The following is a 19,043-nucleotide window of genomic DNA, read 5'->3' on the forward strand; positions in this document are numbered from 1 at the left end:
ATCCTGGTTACGGCTGGCTAGCCAGGGGACTTTAGGGTTTCTTCCGCTAATCTGGCATAAACAGGGTGAAAGTAAGGATTTAATTTTAGAGCTTTCTCCAGGCAACTTTTACTCTCTTTTCTCTTTCCCTCTGCCAGAAAGATCATTCCGGCATGAAACAAAATTCGGGCGTCTGGCGTCCCCAGTTTTAACGCCCTCTTCACGGCATGATCTGCTTTGGTATAATCTTTATTTTGGTAATAAACCCAGGAGAGAATATCATAGGTATAAATGTCGCGCCGGGCATCAAGCTCTTTTTCGGCTATCTGCACCGCTTTTTGCGGGTCGATCTGGTGCTCCGCGTAATAGAGGGCGAGATCTCTATTATACAAAACCTGATTAAGGGTATCTAAACGGGCGATATGTTCAATGAGAGCGAATTGTTCTTTTGCTCTTTGAATCTTTCCCATTCTTGTTTCGATATCCCCAAGCGCCGCGATGTAGGCCGGATAGGGGACAACCTCTACGGCTTTTTGATAGAAAGCCTCCGCATCATCCATCTTCCCCTGGCTTTCTCTTATTTTACCCATCCCGGCAAAACCTCTATGATAGCCGGGAAAAATTTTTAAAGCAGCCTGATAGGCGCTTTCTGACTCTTTTATCTTTCCAGTATTGAAATAGAGGTCGCCTAATTCAACCTCGCACCAGGCGGTGTTTTCGGCATAAGGGGCCCCCGCGCGAATCGCGGTTTTCCAGAGCGTGATGGCGCCTTCGGCATCGCCATAAAGAAAACGGAGATGAGCCGAGCGGCTATAGGACCCCTGATCGGGCCGTAGATTGACCATTTTCTGGGCAAAATCGGCCGCCTTTTTATAATCTCCCAGTTCAAGATAGGCGTCGCTTAAGAGGCCGTAATAAAAGCTCTCCCGAGGCTGTTCATGAACGGCCATGCCCGCCGACTTCGCCGCCGCCGTAAAATCATGCTTAAAAAGGGATATCCAGGCCTGAAGACCCATAGCCTCGCCATTTTTCGGATCCTCGGCCATGGTTTTTTTCAACAGGATTTCAGCGCGATTGAAATAAAGAGCGTCCACCGTTTCTCTTCCTTTCTGAATATAGAGACGCGCAAGCGCATTTCTCCATTCAATTTTCTGTGGAACCTTTGCGACCCTTGCCTCAAGATGTTCAATCTGACGATCGAGGGGTGTCGCGGCCGCCGCCCCTTTCGGCATCCATGTTGCCGGGGCCAGAATGAACAGAATCAAAAGAAGAAAATTTTTAAAAAATTTGATTTGAGCTTTCATATCAGAGTGTCCGGGTAAAAGAGTTTTCAAGATAACCGGGGAAGTGACAACGCGTTCCGCTGTCAATCCCCCGGTCTGCTCCCTGTTCTACGTGAATGGAATACTTCCTGGCGTAGTTTTTCAACGACCAGACCTTTATGGTCTTCCGCTGAATGGGGTGGAAAGAAATGGGAAATTAAGCGAAATCCCATTCGCCGTCACATCCGTTCCGACCACTCCGTTGGCTCCGCTGTTATAGTTCACGCCGTCACCCAGACCGGGTGTGGATGGGTTGGTCAGCGCTCCCCCAACAACCCGAAGCGCGATATCGGTGACATCGTCATTCGGCCGGCGGCCGTTGGGCCATGCCCCATAATCCGGAGTCGAAACGCCGGAGACGTCATGAGCGAGGATCCCTAACCGATGCTGATCCGCAGCCGGAACAGGAGCAACACCCATATCGAGGCGGAGAAGATCGGCGAGAGGTTCCTCATCCTCAGTAGTAATTGTTCCGCAGAGATTTGTACCGTAGGGGGTGTACCTCAGGAGGGTATTGGCAAGGTCATTTCGATGGGTCGTTGGAAAAGAGGTGCTGAAGACCAAGTTCAGGGCGGTGGCAAGGGACGAATTACAATAATAATCAAGGAATTGTCTTTCATCTTCCGCATAGACCGCGTTCCAGTTATCTTTATCTTTAGTTGCGATAATGAGTTCGTTGACAAGAGGATTTCCCATCCTGGAAACCTGGACATACCTCGCGGAGTTTTGCCGTGTATTTTTTTGTCTGATGACCGTCACTTTAGGTCTGCTTGTGGATGCATATGCTCCAATGACTTTATTGACCGCTCCGTTAATCGTTCCCTGAATCTCGGTAATCGGCAACTCAATCGCGATGGTATTCACATTTAATCCTTTTAAAGTGTCGACTGATCCAGCGACGTTTGCCGCGTCATTGGCATCATCAGCCAGGGAAAGAATGGGAGAAACGCGCAGATTTAAGGTGTCGAATGCTCCTCCCAGGTCGATATAGAAGGTATCGTCACGCTGGCCCGCGAAGACTCTTCCACCATTGCTGAGAGAATAGATTCCTTTAGCCGCAAGCCCCGGATAGTCGGCGATCGTTCTTGAACCCACATTGGAGGGGACGGCGTACATCGTTCCTGTGCCGATGTCTCGTGGCGGCTGGCCATACCTGGTTTCCGTTACGCTATAGCTCTGGCGAAGGAGAAGTCCCTCAGATCCGGATCCGTCCAGCGCTGAAATGGTGCCGGGAACCGCGACGAAACCGAGAGGAAACAGGTCGCCAGGGTTTCTGACTTCGGTCTTGAAACGGAGCTGATAGACAATATTTTCCGCAATATTGTTTTTGTTGTTATCGATATGAATTTCATAGGAAACATCGTCAGCGAAATTAAAGAAATTCGGCCCGCTGGCTGGATTTTCCATTGGGATGACATTCATGATAAACACCACTTTAGTCGGGTTTTGCCAGCTGACAAAAGCGTAGAAATCAGTAATATCCGCCGCCGGATCGAGTGAGATCAACGGGGCTTCCCGGTGGCTTGCCCCAAATGAGGGAGAAGCCATTAAAAAGGTCAGGAAGGAAATTAAAATTCCTTTTTTAATTCTGTTAAACATTTTTATCTCCTTGAAAAATCAGTAAATTAATAATTAGGGTTTTTCCCTTAATACAGGGGTTGAAGCGGGAGCGTTCATGGATTCTCCCGAGAGGATCAGATTATTTTCAGCCGGTGTCAGATCGTACGAGACAGCCTGAAGCTGATCATTATTAACGTCTTTAACTGGAGACCCCGCGCCGGCTGAACTTGAACCCGAGCAACCGGCAGAAAATAAGCCGGCTGTTAAGAAAGTCCAGAGAGCCCATTGATCTATTTTCATATTTATCACCTCCTTTTTATTGTCAAGGTTTGAGTCCAATCCCAAGACCAGCGATAGACTTCGCACCCACTTATTAATCATGTCATTGCGAGCACCGAAGGGTGCGTGGCAATCTTATCGTAAAGTCTTGAGATTGCTTCACTTTGTTCGCAATGACAGCTTTCTAACTCTGTTCTTGGTTATTCGGATTTATATTTTAAAAAATTGTATTCGAAGTGGAATTGGTCGCATTCGGCAGATCAACATCCGTTCTCAAAGAAACGGCGGGTCTATTGAAGAGGTTATGAAAAAACTTCCTGGAGAAGCAAAAGCGGAGACCGAAGCGATCGATAAGCAAGCACGAGAAAAATTAGAAGGCGCCCTAAAGCAACTCTGACTCTATTTTCTACACGAGCCAACTGGATTCATAGGAGAAGAACGCCGACTGTGACTCTGAAGGGGACTTCGAGATCGCACGGCATTAGACGGGTGGAACACGAGTTCAGAGAGAGCTACCTCAACATCTCGTTTTGGGGAGAAGAAATGACAAGTAGCAGGCAGCCTTCATCTGAGGACGTATCGTGATGTTCAGTATCGGATTCGGCACGATGGTAATCGCCGGGTTTGAGTTCTCGCCCCCCGCAGAAACAGCCTCCTTCGAGCACATAGAGTTCCTCAGCCTCCACATGACGATGCGGAGCATAGCGGGTTCCAGGTTCAATACGAACAAGCGCGGTGGCACGACGGGAGACCGGATCGAAAAAGAGCGCTTTTACCGAAATCCCTGGCGCCATCTCTTGCCAGATGCCCTCCGAAGCCTTGACGAAGGTCAAGCCTTTGAGCGGATCGAGTTTTACATCGATATGTCCTTCGACACGTGCCAAGAGCCGTTCACGGAGAGAAGCCCGAGGCGCAACCGGCACGGCATTCAGCGCCAGTGCGTTCGCCACGCGCTCAAATTGCGCAGTCTCGCGCGCTGCCTCCTGAGCCACAGTGGCCAAGAGCCGTTCACGCAGTCCTGCGCGTGGGACAACGGGGATCACCGAATCCGCCAAGGCATCCGTCACCGCATGATACGCCGTTACTGCCTGCCGCAGAGGAAGCGATTCCCCCTGGAGCCGAACGGCAAACGCCGGACGATCGTCATGCTCCAAAACTCCGAGGGCATGGAGCGCCGCCTGCTCTTCCAATTCTTGTGTCAGCCGAACCTCGGTCATGAGATCAGTCCTTCTTCGTAGGGCGCGAGCGCCTCGCGCAGCTTGATCATACCCAATCGCATTCTTGTTTTCACAGTCCCCAGAGGGAGTTTCAGCTTGTCCGCGATTTCGCTTTGGCTCAGCCCATAGAAATAGGCGAGGGCGATGGCTTGCCGCTGTTCAGCGGTGAGTAACGTCATAGCCTGTTGCACATACCTTCGGCGTTCTTGCCCCGCCAGATACTGCTCCGGTGTCTCGGAGTCGCTCGCAAAAAACTCGACCGTATCCAGTGATTCAAGGCGTCCACGCTCGCCTGCCCCGGCACGGTACCGATCGATCGCCCTCGTACGAGCGAGGGTCATCAGCCAGGCACCCGGCGTACCCCGCGTTTCATCGTAGCTATGGGCCTGACGCCAGGCCTGTGTATAGACGTCCAACGTCACTTCTTCTGCTGCTTCGCGATTGCCGAGAATCTTCAGGACCAGTCCGTAGACTTGGGGGCTGGTTTGATCGTAGAGCGTGGCGAACGCGGCCTGATCGCCCTGGGCAGTTTGGGCGATCAGTTGTCCCCATTCCTGCTCATGGACTCGTCTCTTTGTCTCCACAGGCACCAATAACATAAAGCCCCCCCTGAGACCTAATACGAGATCATGGGGGAGATTGGATTTATAGTTTGGACACTTTTTTTCTGATAGGTATTTTCTTTTGAGGCGGCAGGCCCAATACCCCAACGAAGCGTTCATTCCCACCTCAAAGCATCTTCAGAGTAGCCATCTTTTGCCTTTCTTGTCAATCAAAAAATCGCGTCGATCCCTCAAGCTCTTGGTCATACCAAAGGCTCCCTCGTGATTCATCACAATGAACTCTGCCAGTTGCCTCGGATTGATTTCTTTCTTCAAGAATCCTCGCCGTTTGGCTTTTCGAAGATAGCCTTCTATGCCATCAATCCAGAGCTCAAGAACATCTCTGAGTTTGTCCCGGAATACCGGGTCAACCGACGACATTTCTTGAATCAGGTTGTTCAAAGGACAACCGAGAGGAATGTGCTCATCGGGAGTCGCGTCAATCACTTTCTTCAGGACCTTTACAATGCCTTCAATAGGGTTGTCGTATTTTTCCAGTGGACGGATCCATCGATCAAGAACCATTTCACTCAAAGTCTCATCTACGAGAGCGTATCCTAAAGCTTGTTTTGTTGGAAAGTGGTGAAAAAAGGCCCCTTTTGTCATTTGGGTCTTGTCGACGATTTGATCAATGCTAACCCCTTGAAAACCGCCCTTGAGGATTTCCATAAAAGCAACTTCGAGAATCCTGGCTCGGGTTTTTACCGGGTCTCTTGATCTTATTTTCGGAGATTTTTTCATATCATATTAATTTTATCATTTTTCTTGACTACATACCAATAAGTATGTTATTTCTTTTTCTCAAGTCACTGGCCTGTGCCCAATCGGCAGTTCCACAATCGAAATTGGAGGTCATCATGCTTAAAGTATTTCTTATTGCTTTGGGAATAGTCGTTCTAGCGTTTGCAGCATTTGTGGCTTCTCGCCCTGGCACGTTTCGCTATGAAAGAAGCGGCCTGATTAATGCGAGTTCTGAAGAAATATACCCTTACTTAATTAGCTTCAAATCAGGAAGTGAGTGGAATCCGTATGAAAAAATTGATCCAAGTATGAAAAAGAGTTACTCAGGACCTGAGACGGGCGTGGGATCGATTATGGAATTTGATGGCAACAGCGATGTGGGGTCTGGGCGACTTGAAATTATCAATGTCATCCCTAACCAGCAAGTCGAGATCAAGTTGATGATGTTACGCCCGCTTAAGGCCACAAATATTGTTCAATATAAATTGAATCCAAAAGATCAAGGGACTCTGTTCACATGGACAATGTCTGGTGACAATAACTTTCTTTCCAAGTTGGTCAGTATCTTCATCAATTGCGACAAAATGCTGGGCGATCAGTTTAACCAAGGCATTCAGAATCTTAAAACCGTTGTCGAATCTTAAAGAAGTTGGATTCCAAAAGATTATACTGCTCCGGTTATAAAAAGCGATTTTCGAGTGGGTGGATCGTATCTGTTTTCGATGAGATCCCCAACTTGATACCATAAAACATATGTATATTAAATCAAATAGTAACGCTGAAGGTGGTTGCAGAGTGATTTTGTCGTCAAGCCAAGCGTGCAGACGGTCGCCAAGATCGCTAAAGCGTTAGATGTTCCAATGGAAGATTTGGTGAAATAATTATGGCTACAAAAATCGACTTAGCAGAAGAAGACAAAATTTACTATACGGCTAAAACAAAACCACAGATGGTTGAGTTTTTTGAAATTCCTTACCTTACAATAGAGGGCAAGGGTGAGCCGGCGGGAAAAATGTTTACTGAAGCAGTTCAAGCTCTATACCCATTTGCCTATGGTATAAAAAGTATATGTAAAAAATCGGGCAAAGATTTTGCCGTAGCAAAACTTGAAGGTCTTTGGTGGGTAAAATCAAATAAGCCTCCCTTAGAAGTGCCTCGGCAAGAATGGTACTGGAAATTACTTATTCGGCTCCCCGATTTTGTTACTTCAGAAATCACAGAGAAGGCAAGGGTGGAAGTCATGAAAAAGAAAAAAGTTGATTTACTTAAAGATATTCTCTTTGAGAAGATAACTGAAGGAAAATGTATTCAAGTTTTGCATATCGGTCCTTACGCCACCGAGCCGGGAACCATTGTGGAAATGAGAAAGATGATGGAATTGAATAATTTTGTCGAGAATGGCTTGCACCATGAAATTTATCTGTCCGATCCAAGATTTAAAGACATGCTTGGTTGGGGATTCATTCTCTGGCTTATTGGTTATGTTCTCGGCATAATTCTTTTTTCTTTTGTTCCGGTATCCGTGGTTGGCTGGATTATTATGCCGGTTGGCATCGCTATCACGCTTTGGGTATTACTGAAAAAAATAAAAGCAGATTCGCTTCAGTATTATGCGCTACTGGCTTTTATTTGGGTATTGATTGCTGTCGTCTTTGATTATTTTTTCATCGTTCAAGCCTTTGTATAGTTGGCGTGGAAAGTATGGACTGATCCCGAACTTGTCATGCGATGGTGGGGGGGACCCGATTGCTTCTCGTGTCCTTCCGTGATAATAGATTTTCGCGAGGGTGGAAAGTCCATCGTCTGTATGCGTGCGCCAAAAGAATTTGGCGGACAGGACATGTACAGCACATGGGCATATACGAAAATCGTTCCCCTTAGTCGCTTTGAATACATTCACAATTTGAGTGTATTAAAAAATAATAACTAATAAACAAATATATGAATAAGAACATTTTCAAAAGTATCGGAACCGTCGATGCTGGTTTCATTACAGTTGCTATTTTATCAATTGGAACAGATTATGTCTTTGAATCACTCGGCATTTTTCCTCCGCAATCTAATCCTGGCGCGTATGTGACATGGATGCTTGCACTCGCACTTTTTTATCGCAGTATCTATACGGTGGTTGGCGGGTACGTAACAGTGCTATGGGCTCCGCAAAACCCCATACGTCATGTCTACGCCCTTATGGTTCTCGGCGGAATTGGTGGTATCGCTGGGCTGATTGATGGATGGCATTTGGGCAATCATTGGTATACGGTCACCCTCGCAATAACTGGGCCACTTTTTGTGTTGTTGGGCGGGAAATTAAAAATGAATAACCCATAATTATATGGAAGCAGGCGCTTTTAATTACCTCGTCATTATTTCCGCTGCTGTCGCGAGTTTTGTTCTTGGCGGTGCGTATGTCGCCCTTTTCGGTAAGCAATTGGCGAAACTCAACGGTTCTACCGATGCGGAAACGCAAGCAAAACAAAAACCAAACCCGAAGGGTCTCATTGGTATTTTTCTAGCAAATCTCGCTATGGCTTTTGGGCTTGCGTATTTTATCGGTTCACTCGGTAAGTAATACCCTACTTGATTAAAAGCACTTATTTCTGTGAAAAAACATTCGCAGAATCAATACGTTTCAGAATTTCGGAATAAATTCACATAGTGGTCTTAAATTAGTTTATTCCCTGTTTTTTGCAGTCAGTAACAAATTTTCGAGTCACTGAAAATAATGGAGAATTATTTCCTAGCGTTCGTTCTGGTTCGGATGATACTGGAGAACTTAAAGAAGGCCTATGGACTTGGTTAGGCCAACCGAAGATATTGATTAATAGAGCCTTCCCGTTTTCGTAGCTGGCGAAACTTAGGCGAGAGAATTACAGATGACTCTAAGGATTCACGGGAAGACTCGATCTTGTCGTATTGGCACCCTTAGCTTTTCGTTTTTGGCGTTGTTTCTTGTCATAGGCTCATGCACCCTTACAAAACCGAACGCCAGGCCGCAAGAGATTGATTTGACTGAACGGTTTAACGTGGACGGTGCAGAACTTTATCTTTTGACCCGCGGTCAAGATCGACGTGCACCGGTGGTGCTGTGGCTTCACGGCGGCCCAGGCGGGCCGGAAGGACCGCTCTTTCAGTACTTCAATAGGGATCTCGAACGTCACTTCGTGGTTATTTATTGGGACCAGCGTGGTACAGGTCGCTCTTTCAGTCCACAATCGGATCCAGCGCGGCTGACAATCGCTCAACACATCAAAGATCTGGATGCGATTGTCGATCACCTACGGCAGAGTCTAGGTCGAGGGAAGATCGTTCTCATGGGGCATTCTTGGGGTGCGACATTGGGGGTTCTTTACACCCGTGAACACCCGGAGAAAGTTGAAGCCCTTTTTGCCATTTCACCTCTTGTCAACGGGCTCGCTGGACAACAAAAGGAGTATGACTTCGTGAGTACAGAAGCGAAGCGCCGAAGCGACTACCGAGCGCAATCGCGTCTCCTTGAAATTGGCCAGCCACCTTATGGGACAGTGGAACAGCTGCTCGAAGTGGAGGACCTAAGCAATAAATTTGGAGGTGTGTTCCATATCCAACCAAACCGCACCTTGCTGCTGCTCCGAGGCTTTTTCGGAGGACTGGTAAAGCCGTGGGAGTTGCCGCGTTTTTTTCACGCTAACAAGGTCTCGCTGACTGTGATGAACAAAGAACTGCTCGACCTTGATTTGTCGCGTTCCGCTCCACGTATCGAAGTCCCTGTCTACTTTCTACTTGGCCGTTACGACTGCCACGCGGACGCAACCCTCGCAGCCGAATATTTTGAAACTCTCAAAGGGCCTTACAAAAAACTCATCTGGTTCGAGAATTCTGCCCACAACATTCCGTTCGAGGAGCCCAATCAATTCAACGATATTGTGGTTCAGGAGCTGCGGATGAGATGATCAGTGGTGATATTGAAAAACGTTAAAATGCTGAACTAAAACACCGGCGGGCGATGATGTCCCGAATTTGTCGCCAATCATTTTTAGTTTAATGGTGCAAAGTCATTGTAAATACACTCCAGGAATATCTTGATTTTCAACCTGGGGATTTGCTGTAATATTGCGGAATTGAAAAAGTCCGACGAAGCCGACTGAAAAATAAAGTGTAAAAAAAGGATGAAGGCACCCGATGGGAATTCAACAAACTTTTTTAGGCCTCAGCGCCATAGGCGGGGTATGGATCATGTACCTCTTGTTTGGGCTCAGTATTTTATCGATTGCCATTATTTTTGAAAGATTTTTTTATTTTCAGGCTAACCGATTGATGCCTGAAAGCCAGAAAATCGAATTGCAAAAAGGGATTTCAAAGGGTAAAGTCGTCGATACAGTTCGCAGTCTCCCGTCGTCATTTCCGGACGCACGGATGGTCAAATCTGCGCTTAATGAATGGCCCCTCTCTCTTGAAATCATTGAACAAAAGTTCGTCGCCGGGCTGATAATTGAACAAAAACAGTTTGAAAAACGTCTTTTATTTCTGGGAACTCTGGGAAACAATGCCCCGTTTATCGGTCTGTTAGGAACGGTTCTTGGAATCATAAAAGCATTTTATGATATTTCTATCGCCGGTTCAGGAGGTCCCAGTGTGGTAATGATGGGAATTGCCGAGGCGTTGATTACCACAGCGTTTGGGCTCTTTGTCGCCATTCCGGCAGTGATTGCCTATAACTATTTTCAACGACGCGCCCGGCAGATCAAACAACAGATGGAGCAGGTTGCGCTAACCCTTTTAATCTTTTTAAAGAAACCGGAATGAGAGACTCTTTTGCTTAGAAAATCCCTGATTCCCGACACCGAAGAAGAAAATCTTTTGACCGGAATTAATATCATTCCATTGGTCGATATTTCATTGGTCCTATTGATTATTTTTATGGTGACAACCTCTTTTTTAATCCCTCCGATTTTGCGCCTGAACCTTCCCAAAGGCCAAACAGCTCAAGCGGCTCCACTCTCTCCTATTGTCATTACGGTCGAAAAAGACGGAAGGCTTTTTCTCAACAAACAATCTGTGACAGAGCAAACCCTTGCTCTCCTTTTTAAAGAGGATGCTCAAAAAGATCCTGACATGCAAGTGTTCATTCAGGCCGATACCCGATCAGAATATGGAAAGATTGTGACCTTGATCGATCTGGCCCGCCAGAACGGATTAACCCGCTTTGGCCTGATGATGGAGAAAGAAAAACCTTAGTTACTTCTATGATAGGGAGTCAGGGATTCAAACAGGCAAGAAAAGATGTTGTTTTTATATTCATTTCTTTAGGTTTTCATCTTGTTTTGTTGGGAACTCTTATTCAACGAATAAAATCCCCTTACCCTGTTACGAATCCAGTGGAAATTGTGATACTCCATCCTGATGCTCAACAGCTATCTCCGCAGGTCAAAAAAAGACCATCCCCTCTGGTCTCCATTCATCGTCCTCGTTCAGTTCCAGCCCCTGCGATGATCAAAAAACAGGAACCTCCTCCCGAACCAAAAACTGAACCTGTTCCGTCGAACCCTTCTCCCGGCCCCACCCTGCCCGAATCCTCACAAGATTCGAATCTGTCGGAAACCTCCGGAAAATTAAAATCAGATCAAAACCCGGGCGGAACTTCCTCTTTACTAATTCCACAGGAACCGGCATATGCTCCATTATTTAAGGTGACCCGGTTGCCGGCTGTTCTAAAAGAGGTCAAACCCGCTTATCCTCAACTTGCCAAAAGCCTTCAAAAAGAGGCCGCTGTCTTGTTAGAAGTAAGGCTTTCGGAAAAAGGGGAGGTGTTAAAAGTCAGGATCATCCGGGGAGCCGGTAACGGATTTGAAGAAGCCGCCATTGAAGCGATGAAACAATTTCTGTTTGAACCCGCCTATGTGGGGGAAAAACAGGTGCCGGTGATCATTCAATATTCAATAAAGTTTAAATTAACGGATTAACAACTTTGGCTGGAGAAAAGCTTTAATATGAAGGGATTATTCTTTTGTCTATTGGTCATGAGTATTTCTGGAACCAGCTTTGCTGAAGAAGCAAAACCGGTTGAAAATACGGGAAAATTCCATGGAAATCTGGTGGAGAAAGGAACAAAAATACCGGTTGCGGGCGCTAATCTCTTTTTAGAGCCCGGAGGATATACAGCCTCTACCGACGAACAGGGGAATTTTTCAATCGAAAATATTTTCCCAGGAACTTACCGTTTCATTATTGTAGCGATTTCATATAAAAAAATTGAGGATCTTTCGATTGTGATTAAAAGCGGGATCGAGTTGTCTCAGACCTATTACCTGGAGCCGGAAAAAACGGGCGGGTTTGAGACGGTCGTTGAAGAAGCCAGAAAAGCGCCGGATCCCGGGCGCCAGACGCTCGACCGGGAAGAGATCAAAAAAATTCCAGGAACCGGTGGCGACCCCATACTTGCCGTTCAGGCCCTTCCAGGAGTCACCCCTGCTCCGGCTGGAAATGGCTACTTTTATGCCCGGGGTTCCGGACCCTTTGATAATGTGGTTTTCCTTGACCGGGTTCCCGTTTTTCTACCTCTCCATTTTACCGGTTTAGATAGTACCATTAATCCCGATTTAATCCAGACGCTTGATTTTTTCGCGGGGGGATTTGAGGCGCGGTTCGGCGACGCCATGGGCGCGGTGATTGATATGACAAGCCGAAATGGCCGGCAAGACCGGTTTGGCGCGAAAATAAATACCAGCCCGGTGCAGATGGAGGGAAGGGTAGAAGGTCCGGTCGGAAAAGATTCTACGCTATACCTTTCCGGGAGAAAAGGGCTCTTGGAATATTACATCCCCTCCTCGGACGAGGGGACATTTATTCCTGTTTTTAACGATTATCAGGCAAAATTCAATCATCATTTTTCGGATCAGAATGAAATTTCATTTCTTGTTTTTGGTTCTTATGACGGGTTTTCTTTTAAATCTAAAAAACCTAATCCCCGGGACCCCTTATTGGACAATTTTAACTCCGCTGTTAGTTTTCATGATCAGGGGATCACCTTAAAATCAATCTTAACCCCGCGGTTAAGTTCCATATTAACCCTATTTCATGATAACAACGCCACCCACTTTAATATCGGAGCAATCCGGTCTGTTGATGTCGATTCAGATCAACTCAGGTTAAAAGAAGATTTGACTTATGATCTGGGAAAGCAATATTTTGCCTTTGGCGTCGAAGGGGGCCATGCTAATTTAGCGGTTGATCTATTTATTCCCGTTCCCTGTCCCCCCTCAGATCCAAACTGCACCTTTTCTAATTCAATCCCTAAAACGGCGCATCTTTCCGAAAAGGCGGAAGGAGGAGATTTTTATCTGGCGGATACCCTCCACCTGACTCCGGTGTTTGACCTTACCCTGGGGGGACGGCTCGATTATTTTGGCCCGACGGAGGCACGAGATTTAAGCCCTAGAATTTCGGCTCTATACAAGTTCAGGAAGAATCAGCGGATAAAAGCGTCGTATGGACATTATTTTGAATGGCCTGATCGAAACGGGGAGTTTATTGAGGGTTATGGGACGCCGGGAATCGGTTCCAGCCGATCGACTCATTATGTCGTGGGATATGAACAGGATCTCAATGGAGGTGTCGATCTCGATTTTCAGGTCTATTATAAAACCATGGACTTTCTGTTTGTTCCCTCGGCTCAGCCGGGGATGAATTTCGATAATTCAGGCATTGGATATGCGGCCGGAGCCGAAATTTTTCTTCGCCATAAATTAACCGACCGGTTTTTCGGATGGATTTCCTATTCTTATCTTCAAGGCCGATTGAAAGATGATCGTCAAGATTGGCGGATATCGGAATATGAACGGCCTCACACCCTGACGCTGGTTGGAAGTTACCAGATGAATGAACGGTGGAATATGGGGGGAAGGTGGCGGTATATTTCGGGAACCCCTTATACGCCGTTAGTGGACAGCTCCTTTAATACCGCCACCAATCAATATGATCTGGTATTTGGTCCGGTCAACTCGGCCAGACTGGACGCGACCCATCAACTGGATCTTCGGGTCGAATACAAAAAAGTATACAACACCTGGATGATGACCTATTACCTTGAAATCTGGAACCTTTATAATCACTTAAATCCCGCGGGTGTCTCTTATGAAACCAATTCACAGAACAAGCTGGTTCAAAAAGTCCAAACCCTCTATGAGATGATCCCTTTTATCGGTTTAATGGCTGAATTTTAAACTCTGAACAAAAATCGAGATCGTAATAGCGATAGAATTGCTATCTGTAATTCGATTTGTTACTATCCAGAAACAAGATTCAGGTAGTAAAATTAATAATTTTAAATTTCTTACGACTTGGTTCTGCGTTGGGCGTAACAGAGAAAATCAGATGAAAGTACTCAATATTCATGAGCGTGGGCTTGAAGCGGACCCGATACAAATTGGCGCGCTCATTGATTTACTTGCGTCTAAAGAAGATCGGTTGTGGCCAAAACATGTATGGCCGCGTATGGAACTTGACCGCTCGCTTGGAGTTGGTGCAAAGGGTGGACATGGCCCAATAAGGTACTTTGTCGAGGAGTACATACCGGGCAAATCAATCAAATTTCATTTCACTGGCCCGAAAGGCTTCGATGGTTTTCATGGATACGAAATTGTGAACGGCTATAAACTACCAGTTGTCCTAAGGCATACACTGAAAATGAATACCTGTGGCCCCGCTATATGGTCGTGGCCTTTGGTTTATCGGCCAATGCATGACGCCTTGATGGAGGACTCTCTTGCTACGGCGCAAGTAGCACTCGGGTTACCGCCAAAAATACAATCATGGTCACTTTGGGTAAAGATTCTTCGTTGGATTGTTTCGGGCGGCAAGGCACGTTCACAGAATACGCCCAACAACTCTTTCAACACGCACGTAAACCCGAATAGGGAATAGGCCACTTAGTTGATATTATTGCTTTACGTCAGTAAGCGGGCTGACGAAGTAAATTTTCAGGAGATTGACAATAAAATAGACCTGGTCCCTTTTTTTGCTTTTTTTGTGAGTTTTATAGTTAGCCGGAGGTCAAAGGAGATATTATCATGAATAATGAATCGGATGTAGCCGCAACCATTATTGCTATGGAACGAGGGGCCTTAGACCGATGGGGCAAGGGAGACCCCTCCGGTTATTTGGAGATATCCGTCCCCGAGGTGGTTTATTTTGATCCCTTTTTAGAGCGTCGCCTGAATGGTCTGGAGGCGCTCACTCGCTATTACGAGCTCCTCCGGGGGCAAGTTCGAATTGACCGTGATGAGATCATTAACCCGGTCGTCCAGATGTGCGGTGATGTGGCTGTTCTGACGTTTAACTACGTTTCGTATACCGGAGAAACGCAGATGCGCTGGAATTGTACGGAAGTGTATCAGCGCCAGAACGGTAGCTGGCGTATCATTCAGACCCACTGGTCAATCACCCAGCACTTGAAGGCATAGCGGCCCGTTGCCGTCACGACGGTTAACGCGGAAGTTAACCATTTCAATACCAGATCGGGTAAGAACGATATGGCGATGCGTTATTTGTTACTATTGATTCCACTAAGCCTCACAGGGTGCTCGATTGCTATGGTGAAACCGTTAGCTGAGAAAAAAACTGCTGATATCGGCGGCCCTAAACTGGAGTATGTGATGGCCGGTGAAGGGAATCCGGTTATAGTATTTTTGAGCGGTTACGGAGCCGACATCGACACTTCATGGGGCAGAATCTTTCCGGAAGTTAAAACGATCAGCATGGTCTTTGCCTATAACCGGTTTAATTATGGTAAGAGCGATAAGGTTGACGTGCCGCAAACGGGAACCGAGATCATCGCCAACTTGTTGCCGATGAAGGAATGGGTCTGTCTACTGGAAAAATTAGGTCTGAACAATGTCAAGACCTACATTCAAAGCGGTAACGCTGTTTTTCAGAGCAAGAAAACAGGCGCTTCAGAACTTTCTGACAGAATCGGAGTCGCGATCCGGAGTGGTCATGGTTTTGCTCCACATGTGATTATATTGAAATGGGATGAGCTGAAAGATGCTGTTGAGTCGAACCCCTATCCGAAAGCGGAATCCGAGCCAAAGACCCTGCATCTGACTTTCCTGGCCTCCGTGCCAGAGAGCCCAGATCTGATCACCCTTCAAAACATCAAGAAAGATAGCGAACGATTTGCTCTCAAGGGGAAGATTTTCTACCTTCATGCGCCCGAAGGTATTGCGAGGTCAAAGCTTTTCGCACGCATTGAAAAATCGCTTGGTATGTCCGGGACGGCGCGGAACTGGCGCTCGGTCAGCAACATCAAGTCAATAGCGGAACAGATGGGCTGACGATGCCCCAACAAGGTCCAGATTGCACGAACGTGTCACACCAGGCACAAAATTACAGTACGAAAATTCCGGGACACTACTTATTGATTGACTTTCACAATATAGTTTTATGTTTTTTCTAAATCGCTATCCGTGAGTCTTGGAACACATGGCTACGAAAAGCAAGAAAACAATAGATGACATTTAATCGTTCGTTCGCCTGCCGGAAAATGGTTTATCCGGCTCCTTGCCGTGCCTTGCACAAAAATTGAGGTACACATCGATAGATTTTTTGAACTCAAGTTTGAGTTCTTTGACCGATGTACCTTGAAAGGTAATGACGTCCCGTGTATTTATTACTTCACCGTGAAATAAATCCGTTTCATCATCAAATTCCGCATACCCAATATATCCCTTGTATTCCATTATGGAATCAAATTTATTTTTCAACTAAAATTAATTATTTAAGTAATTACTAAAATATTATTTGACATTTAAGATAATACTTAATTATAATTAAAGGGATCATATTAATATGGAATTCTTAAGGAGGGGCCATGACAAGGAAACCAGATGACGAGATGCCAACTACAGCGCTTGGCAAGATGTGCGCCGAGGGCGACCATGCGACGCTCGTTTTTAACAGAATATATCCACACGCGATCAATCTCGTCTGGGATGCGATTACTGATCCAGAACAGGTTAAATCTTGGTTCATGAGTTCATTCAAGATCGATGCTCGCCCAGGAGGTACGGTAGATCTGGTTTCTGGCCCTGCACAATTTCACTCTGTTGGAAGAATTTTAGCCTGGGAACCTCCCTGCATCTTTGAATACGAGTGGAAGGTGGCACCACGGACAGAGCTCCCAATTGGAGAAGATGCCGTTGTCAGATGGGAGCTGGTGGCTTCAGGAGCCTCTACGGTTGTCACGGTGACATATCGAAGACTGACGAAACAAACGGCGCTAGGTTTCACTCCTGGCCTCCACACCTTCCTCGATCGGTTGGCAGCCCAGCTTGACAGGAAACCACTTCCAGATTGGATGAGTCGATTCGGTGAGGTCCAGCGTCTATACCCGGGATGGAAATAACTTTAGATTCGGCGTTGACTATTATTGGATTGATTAACTTTTGCGAGGGAAATGTCAATCATGCGACCGCTACAGAAAAATGATGTATTTCACGCAATTTCCCACCCTGCAAGGAGGACCATTCTCGTTCTCCTTAAGGGGGGTGAGAAACCGGCAAGTGAGCTTGTTGAACCATTCGGTATGTCGTTCGCAGCAATTTCCCAACATCTTAAAATATTAAAAAAAGCGGAATTGGTTTCAGAAAAAAGAAATGGAAGACAAAGGATTTACCGCCTCCACCCGAAGCCTCTAAGAAATGTTTCAACCTGGGTTGATGAATTTGAAGCATTTTGGAACTCAAAGTTGGATGCATTGGCAGAGCATTTGAATCGAAAGCACGGAAAAAAGAAACGCTGAGTAACATCAACACTCAAAAAAACTTACTTTGCAATTGTCGCACTATCCAGATAACTCTTGAGCATGGCGTGCAGAGATCTAAACACTTTTCGATCTCTCAAGCTTTTAGTCATACCGAAGGCTCCCTCGTGATTCATCACGATAAACTCCGCCAGTTGCCTCGGATTAATTTCTTTCTTCAAGAATCCTCGTTGTTTGGCTTTTCGAAGATAGCCTTCTATGCCATCCATCCAGAGCTCAAGAACATCTCTGAGTTTGTCCCGGAATACCGGATCAACCGACGACATTTCTTGAATCAGGTTGTTCAAAGGACAGCCGAGAGGAATGTGCTCATCGGGAGTCGCGTCAATCACTTTCTTCAGGACCTTTACAATGCCTTCAATGGGGTTGTCGTATTCTTCTAGTGGACGGATCCATCGATCAAGAACCATTTCACTCAAAATCTCATCTACGAGGGCATATCCTAAAGCTTGTTTGGTTGGAAAGTGGTGAAAAAAGGCCCCTTTTGTCATTTGGGTCTTGTCGACGATTTGATCAATGCTAACGCCTTGAAAACCGCCCTTGAGGATTTCCGTAAAAGCAACTTCGAGGATCCTGGCGCGGGTCTTTACTGGATCCCGTGATCTTATTTTCGGCGATTTTTTCATACCGTATTCATTCTATCATTTTTCTTGACTACATACCAAAAGGTATGTTATTTCTTTTCTAAAGTCGCTGGCCTGTGCCCAATGGATTGAATCCAAAAGAGAAAGGAAAATAAACTTATGCAAAAAATCACTCCCTTTTTATGGTTTGACAAAGAAGCCAAATCGGCGGCCGAGTTCTATACGTCCGTCTTCAAAGACTCAAAAATCAAGAATACAACAACGCTTCATGATACCCCTTCGGGAACGGTCGAGATTGTCACCATTGAACTGTTGGGTCAAGAATTTACCCTGATGAGCGCCGGACCGCTTTTCAAATTCAACGAGGCGATATCGTTCGTGGTGAATTGTGAAACTCAAGAAGAGATTGATTACTACTGGGAGAAACTCTCCGCGGACCCAAAGGCAGGACAGTGCGGCTGGCTCAAAGACAAATATGGCCTCTCGTGGCAGATTGTTCCCACGGTTATGGACGATATGCTCAAGAACAAAGACGCGAAAAAGGTGGCGCGAGTAACTGAAGCGTTTCTCAAAATGAAAAAATTTGATATTGAAAAATTAAAGCAGGCATACGAAGGGAAATGAGAATTCGCCGCTAAAAATTTATAAATAAAAGAGTAAAATTATGAAAATAAATTATATCAATCCCGAGAATATGGCGAAAAGAGGGACTTCAAGTTTTCCAGCAAAAATGGGGAGACAATCATAATTTTCCAACGATAACCGTTCTATTTGTTAGCGATGACGCATGCATTTTCGAAACAATAATCGGCCATGATTGAACGGGTGTGAGACAAATTTATGGGTAAACTTCTCACCCGGTTGCCCGATTTCCCCAAAACTCCTCCCACCGGCCGCTGATCTGGCAGCAGCGCAGGGCGATAATCGCATTGGCGCCTTTGACGGTCCATCTCATTCCCGAC

At 46.1% G+C, this 19,043-nt stretch carries 24 protein-coding genes; 16 read left to right on the forward strand and 8 right to left on the reverse strand.

Annotated elements, in window-relative coordinates:
• Nucleotides 1-17: 17 nt before the first annotated feature.
• The 6 genes from HYR79_10430 to HYR79_10455 form a co-directional block, all read right to left on the reverse strand.
• Nucleotides 18-1,283 carry a tetratricopeptide repeat protein gene (locus HYR79_10430; protein MBI1822111.1) on the reverse strand — a complete coding sequence of 422 codons (1,266 nt, stop codon included), beginning with the start codon at nucleotides 1,281-1,283 and terminating at the stop codon, nucleotides 18-20.
• A 135-nt stretch (nucleotides 1,284-1,418) separates the two neighbouring features.
• Complete coding sequence (locus tag HYR79_10435) at nucleotides 1,419-2,900, reverse strand: DUF4331 domain-containing protein (GenBank protein ID MBI1822112.1); 1,482 nt, start codon at nucleotides 2,898-2,900, stop codon at nucleotides 1,419-1,421.
• A 33-nt stretch (nucleotides 2,901-2,933) separates the two neighbouring features.
• The gene (locus HYR79_10440) at nucleotides 2,934-3,242 is read right to left on the reverse strand and encodes a hypothetical protein (GenBank protein MBI1822113.1); all 309 of its coding nucleotides are present in this window, start codon (nucleotides 3,240-3,242) and stop codon (nucleotides 2,934-2,936) included.
• Between the two features lie 410 nt (nucleotides 3,243-3,652).
• Nucleotides 3,653-4,357, reverse strand: a complete 705-nt coding sequence (locus tag HYR79_10445) for a cupin domain-containing protein (protein MBI1822114.1) — start codon at nucleotides 4,355-4,357, stop codon at nucleotides 3,653-3,655.
• Complete coding sequence (locus HYR79_10450; protein ID MBI1822115.1) at nucleotides 4,354-4,956, reverse strand: sigma-70 family RNA polymerase sigma factor; 603 nt, start codon at nucleotides 4,954-4,956, stop codon at nucleotides 4,354-4,356. Before HYR79_10450 ends, HYR79_10445 begins: the two co-directional genes overlap by 4 nt.
• 141 nt (nucleotides 4,957-5,097) lie before the next feature.
• Nucleotides 5,098-5,700, reverse strand: coding sequence for a TetR/AcrR family transcriptional regulator (locus HYR79_10455; GenBank protein MBI1822116.1), 603 nt, complete (start codon nucleotides 5,698-5,700; stop codon nucleotides 5,098-5,100).
• Between the two features lie 116 nt (nucleotides 5,701-5,816).
• Between HYR79_10455 and HYR79_10460 the strand changes: the two genes are divergently transcribed.
• From HYR79_10460 to HYR79_10520, 13 genes are all read left to right on the forward strand, one after another.
• Nucleotides 5,817-6,344, forward strand: a complete 528-nt coding sequence (locus HYR79_10460; protein ID MBI1822117.1) for an SRPBCC family protein — start codon at nucleotides 5,817-5,819, stop codon at nucleotides 6,342-6,344.
• Nucleotides 6,345-6,580: 236 nt separating this feature from the next.
• A complete protein-coding gene (locus tag HYR79_10465) occupies nucleotides 6,581-7,387 on the forward strand; it encodes a GyrI-like domain-containing protein (GenBank protein MBI1822118.1) in 807 nt (268 codons plus the stop codon).
• Nucleotides 7,388-7,423: 36 nt separating this feature from the next.
• Nucleotides 7,424-7,630: a hypothetical protein gene (locus tag HYR79_10470; protein MBI1822119.1), complete on the forward strand. Its 207-nt coding sequence runs from the start codon at nucleotides 7,424-7,426 to the stop codon at nucleotides 7,628-7,630.
• 11 nt (nucleotides 7,631-7,641) lie between these two features.
• Nucleotides 7,642-8,031 (forward strand): hypothetical protein, encoded by a 390-nt coding sequence (locus tag HYR79_10475; protein ID MBI1822120.1) that lies wholly within the window; start codon nucleotides 7,642-7,644, stop codon nucleotides 8,029-8,031.
• A 4-nt stretch (nucleotides 8,032-8,035) separates the two neighbouring features.
• A complete protein-coding gene (locus HYR79_10480; protein MBI1822121.1) occupies nucleotides 8,036-8,272 on the forward strand; it encodes a DUF1761 family protein in 237 nt (78 codons plus the stop codon).
• Between the two features lie 436 nt (nucleotides 8,273-8,708).
• Nucleotides 8,709-9,632, forward strand: coding sequence for an alpha/beta hydrolase (locus tag HYR79_10485; GenBank protein MBI1822122.1), 924 nt, complete (start codon nucleotides 8,709-8,711; stop codon nucleotides 9,630-9,632).
• A gap of 229 nt (nucleotides 9,633-9,861) precedes the next feature.
• Nucleotides 9,862-10,485 carry a MotA/TolQ/ExbB proton channel family protein gene (locus HYR79_10490; GenBank protein ID MBI1822123.1) on the forward strand — a complete coding sequence of 208 codons (624 nt, stop codon included), beginning with the start codon at nucleotides 9,862-9,864 and terminating at the stop codon, nucleotides 10,483-10,485.
• A gap of 9 nt (nucleotides 10,486-10,494) precedes the next feature.
• Complete coding sequence (locus tag HYR79_10495) at nucleotides 10,495-10,917, forward strand: biopolymer transporter ExbD (GenBank protein MBI1822124.1); 423 nt, start codon at nucleotides 10,495-10,497, stop codon at nucleotides 10,915-10,917.
• Between the two features lie 140 nt (nucleotides 10,918-11,057).
• Complete coding sequence (locus HYR79_10500) at nucleotides 11,058-11,642, forward strand: TonB family protein (GenBank protein MBI1822125.1); 585 nt, start codon at nucleotides 11,058-11,060, stop codon at nucleotides 11,640-11,642.
• A 27-nt stretch (nucleotides 11,643-11,669) separates the two neighbouring features.
• Nucleotides 11,670-13,901: a TonB-dependent receptor gene (locus HYR79_10505; protein ID MBI1822126.1), complete on the forward strand. Its 2,232-nt coding sequence runs from the start codon at nucleotides 11,670-11,672 to the stop codon at nucleotides 13,899-13,901.
• Nucleotides 13,902-14,052: 151 nt separating this feature from the next.
• Nucleotides 14,053-14,601 (forward strand): SRPBCC family protein, encoded by a 549-nt coding sequence (locus HYR79_10510; protein ID MBI1822127.1) that lies wholly within the window; start codon nucleotides 14,053-14,055, stop codon nucleotides 14,599-14,601.
• A 146-nt stretch (nucleotides 14,602-14,747) separates the two neighbouring features.
• Nucleotides 14,748-15,140, forward strand: a complete 393-nt coding sequence (locus tag HYR79_10515; protein MBI1822128.1) for a DUF4440 domain-containing protein — start codon at nucleotides 14,748-14,750, stop codon at nucleotides 15,138-15,140.
• A 294-nt stretch (nucleotides 15,141-15,434) separates the two neighbouring features.
• Complete coding sequence (locus HYR79_10520) at nucleotides 15,435-16,010, forward strand: DUF1697 domain-containing protein (protein MBI1822129.1); 576 nt, start codon at nucleotides 15,435-15,437, stop codon at nucleotides 16,008-16,010.
• A 183-nt stretch (nucleotides 16,011-16,193) separates the two neighbouring features.
• Here the strand turns inward: HYR79_10520 and HYR79_10525 are convergent, their stop codons facing one another.
• Nucleotides 16,194-16,415, reverse strand: a complete 222-nt coding sequence (locus HYR79_10525) for a type II toxin-antitoxin system HicB family antitoxin (GenBank protein ID MBI1822130.1) — start codon at nucleotides 16,413-16,415, stop codon at nucleotides 16,194-16,196.
• Nucleotides 16,416-16,546: 131 nt separating this feature from the next.
• Between HYR79_10525 and HYR79_10530 the strand changes: the two genes are divergently transcribed.
• On the forward strand, nucleotides 16,547-17,080 hold the full coding sequence (locus HYR79_10530; GenBank protein MBI1822131.1) for an SRPBCC family protein: 534 nt from the start codon (nucleotides 16,547-16,549) through the stop codon (nucleotides 17,078-17,080).
• Nucleotides 17,081-17,140: 60 nt separating this feature from the next.
• Entirely contained in the window at nucleotides 17,141-17,476 is a 336-nt protein-coding gene (locus HYR79_10535) for a winged helix-turn-helix transcriptional regulator (protein ID MBI1822132.1), read from the forward strand.
• 23 nt (nucleotides 17,477-17,499) lie between these two features.
• Here the strand turns inward: HYR79_10535 and HYR79_10540 are convergent, their stop codons facing one another.
• Nucleotides 17,500-18,123: a TetR/AcrR family transcriptional regulator gene (locus HYR79_10540; protein ID MBI1822133.1), complete on the reverse strand. Its 624-nt coding sequence runs from the start codon at nucleotides 18,121-18,123 to the stop codon at nucleotides 17,500-17,502.
• Nucleotides 18,124-18,240: 117 nt separating this feature from the next.
• Between HYR79_10540 and HYR79_10545 the strand changes: the two genes are divergently transcribed.
• Nucleotides 18,241-18,705, forward strand: coding sequence for a VOC family protein (locus tag HYR79_10545; GenBank protein ID MBI1822134.1), 465 nt, complete (start codon nucleotides 18,241-18,243; stop codon nucleotides 18,703-18,705).
• Nucleotides 18,706-19,043 lie beyond the last annotated feature (338 nt).

The sequence above is a fragment of the Nitrospirota bacterium genome, from assembly GCA_016178585.1.
Taxonomy (GTDB): domain Bacteria; phylum Nitrospirota; class Nitrospiria; order JACQBW01; family JACQBW01; genus JACOTA01.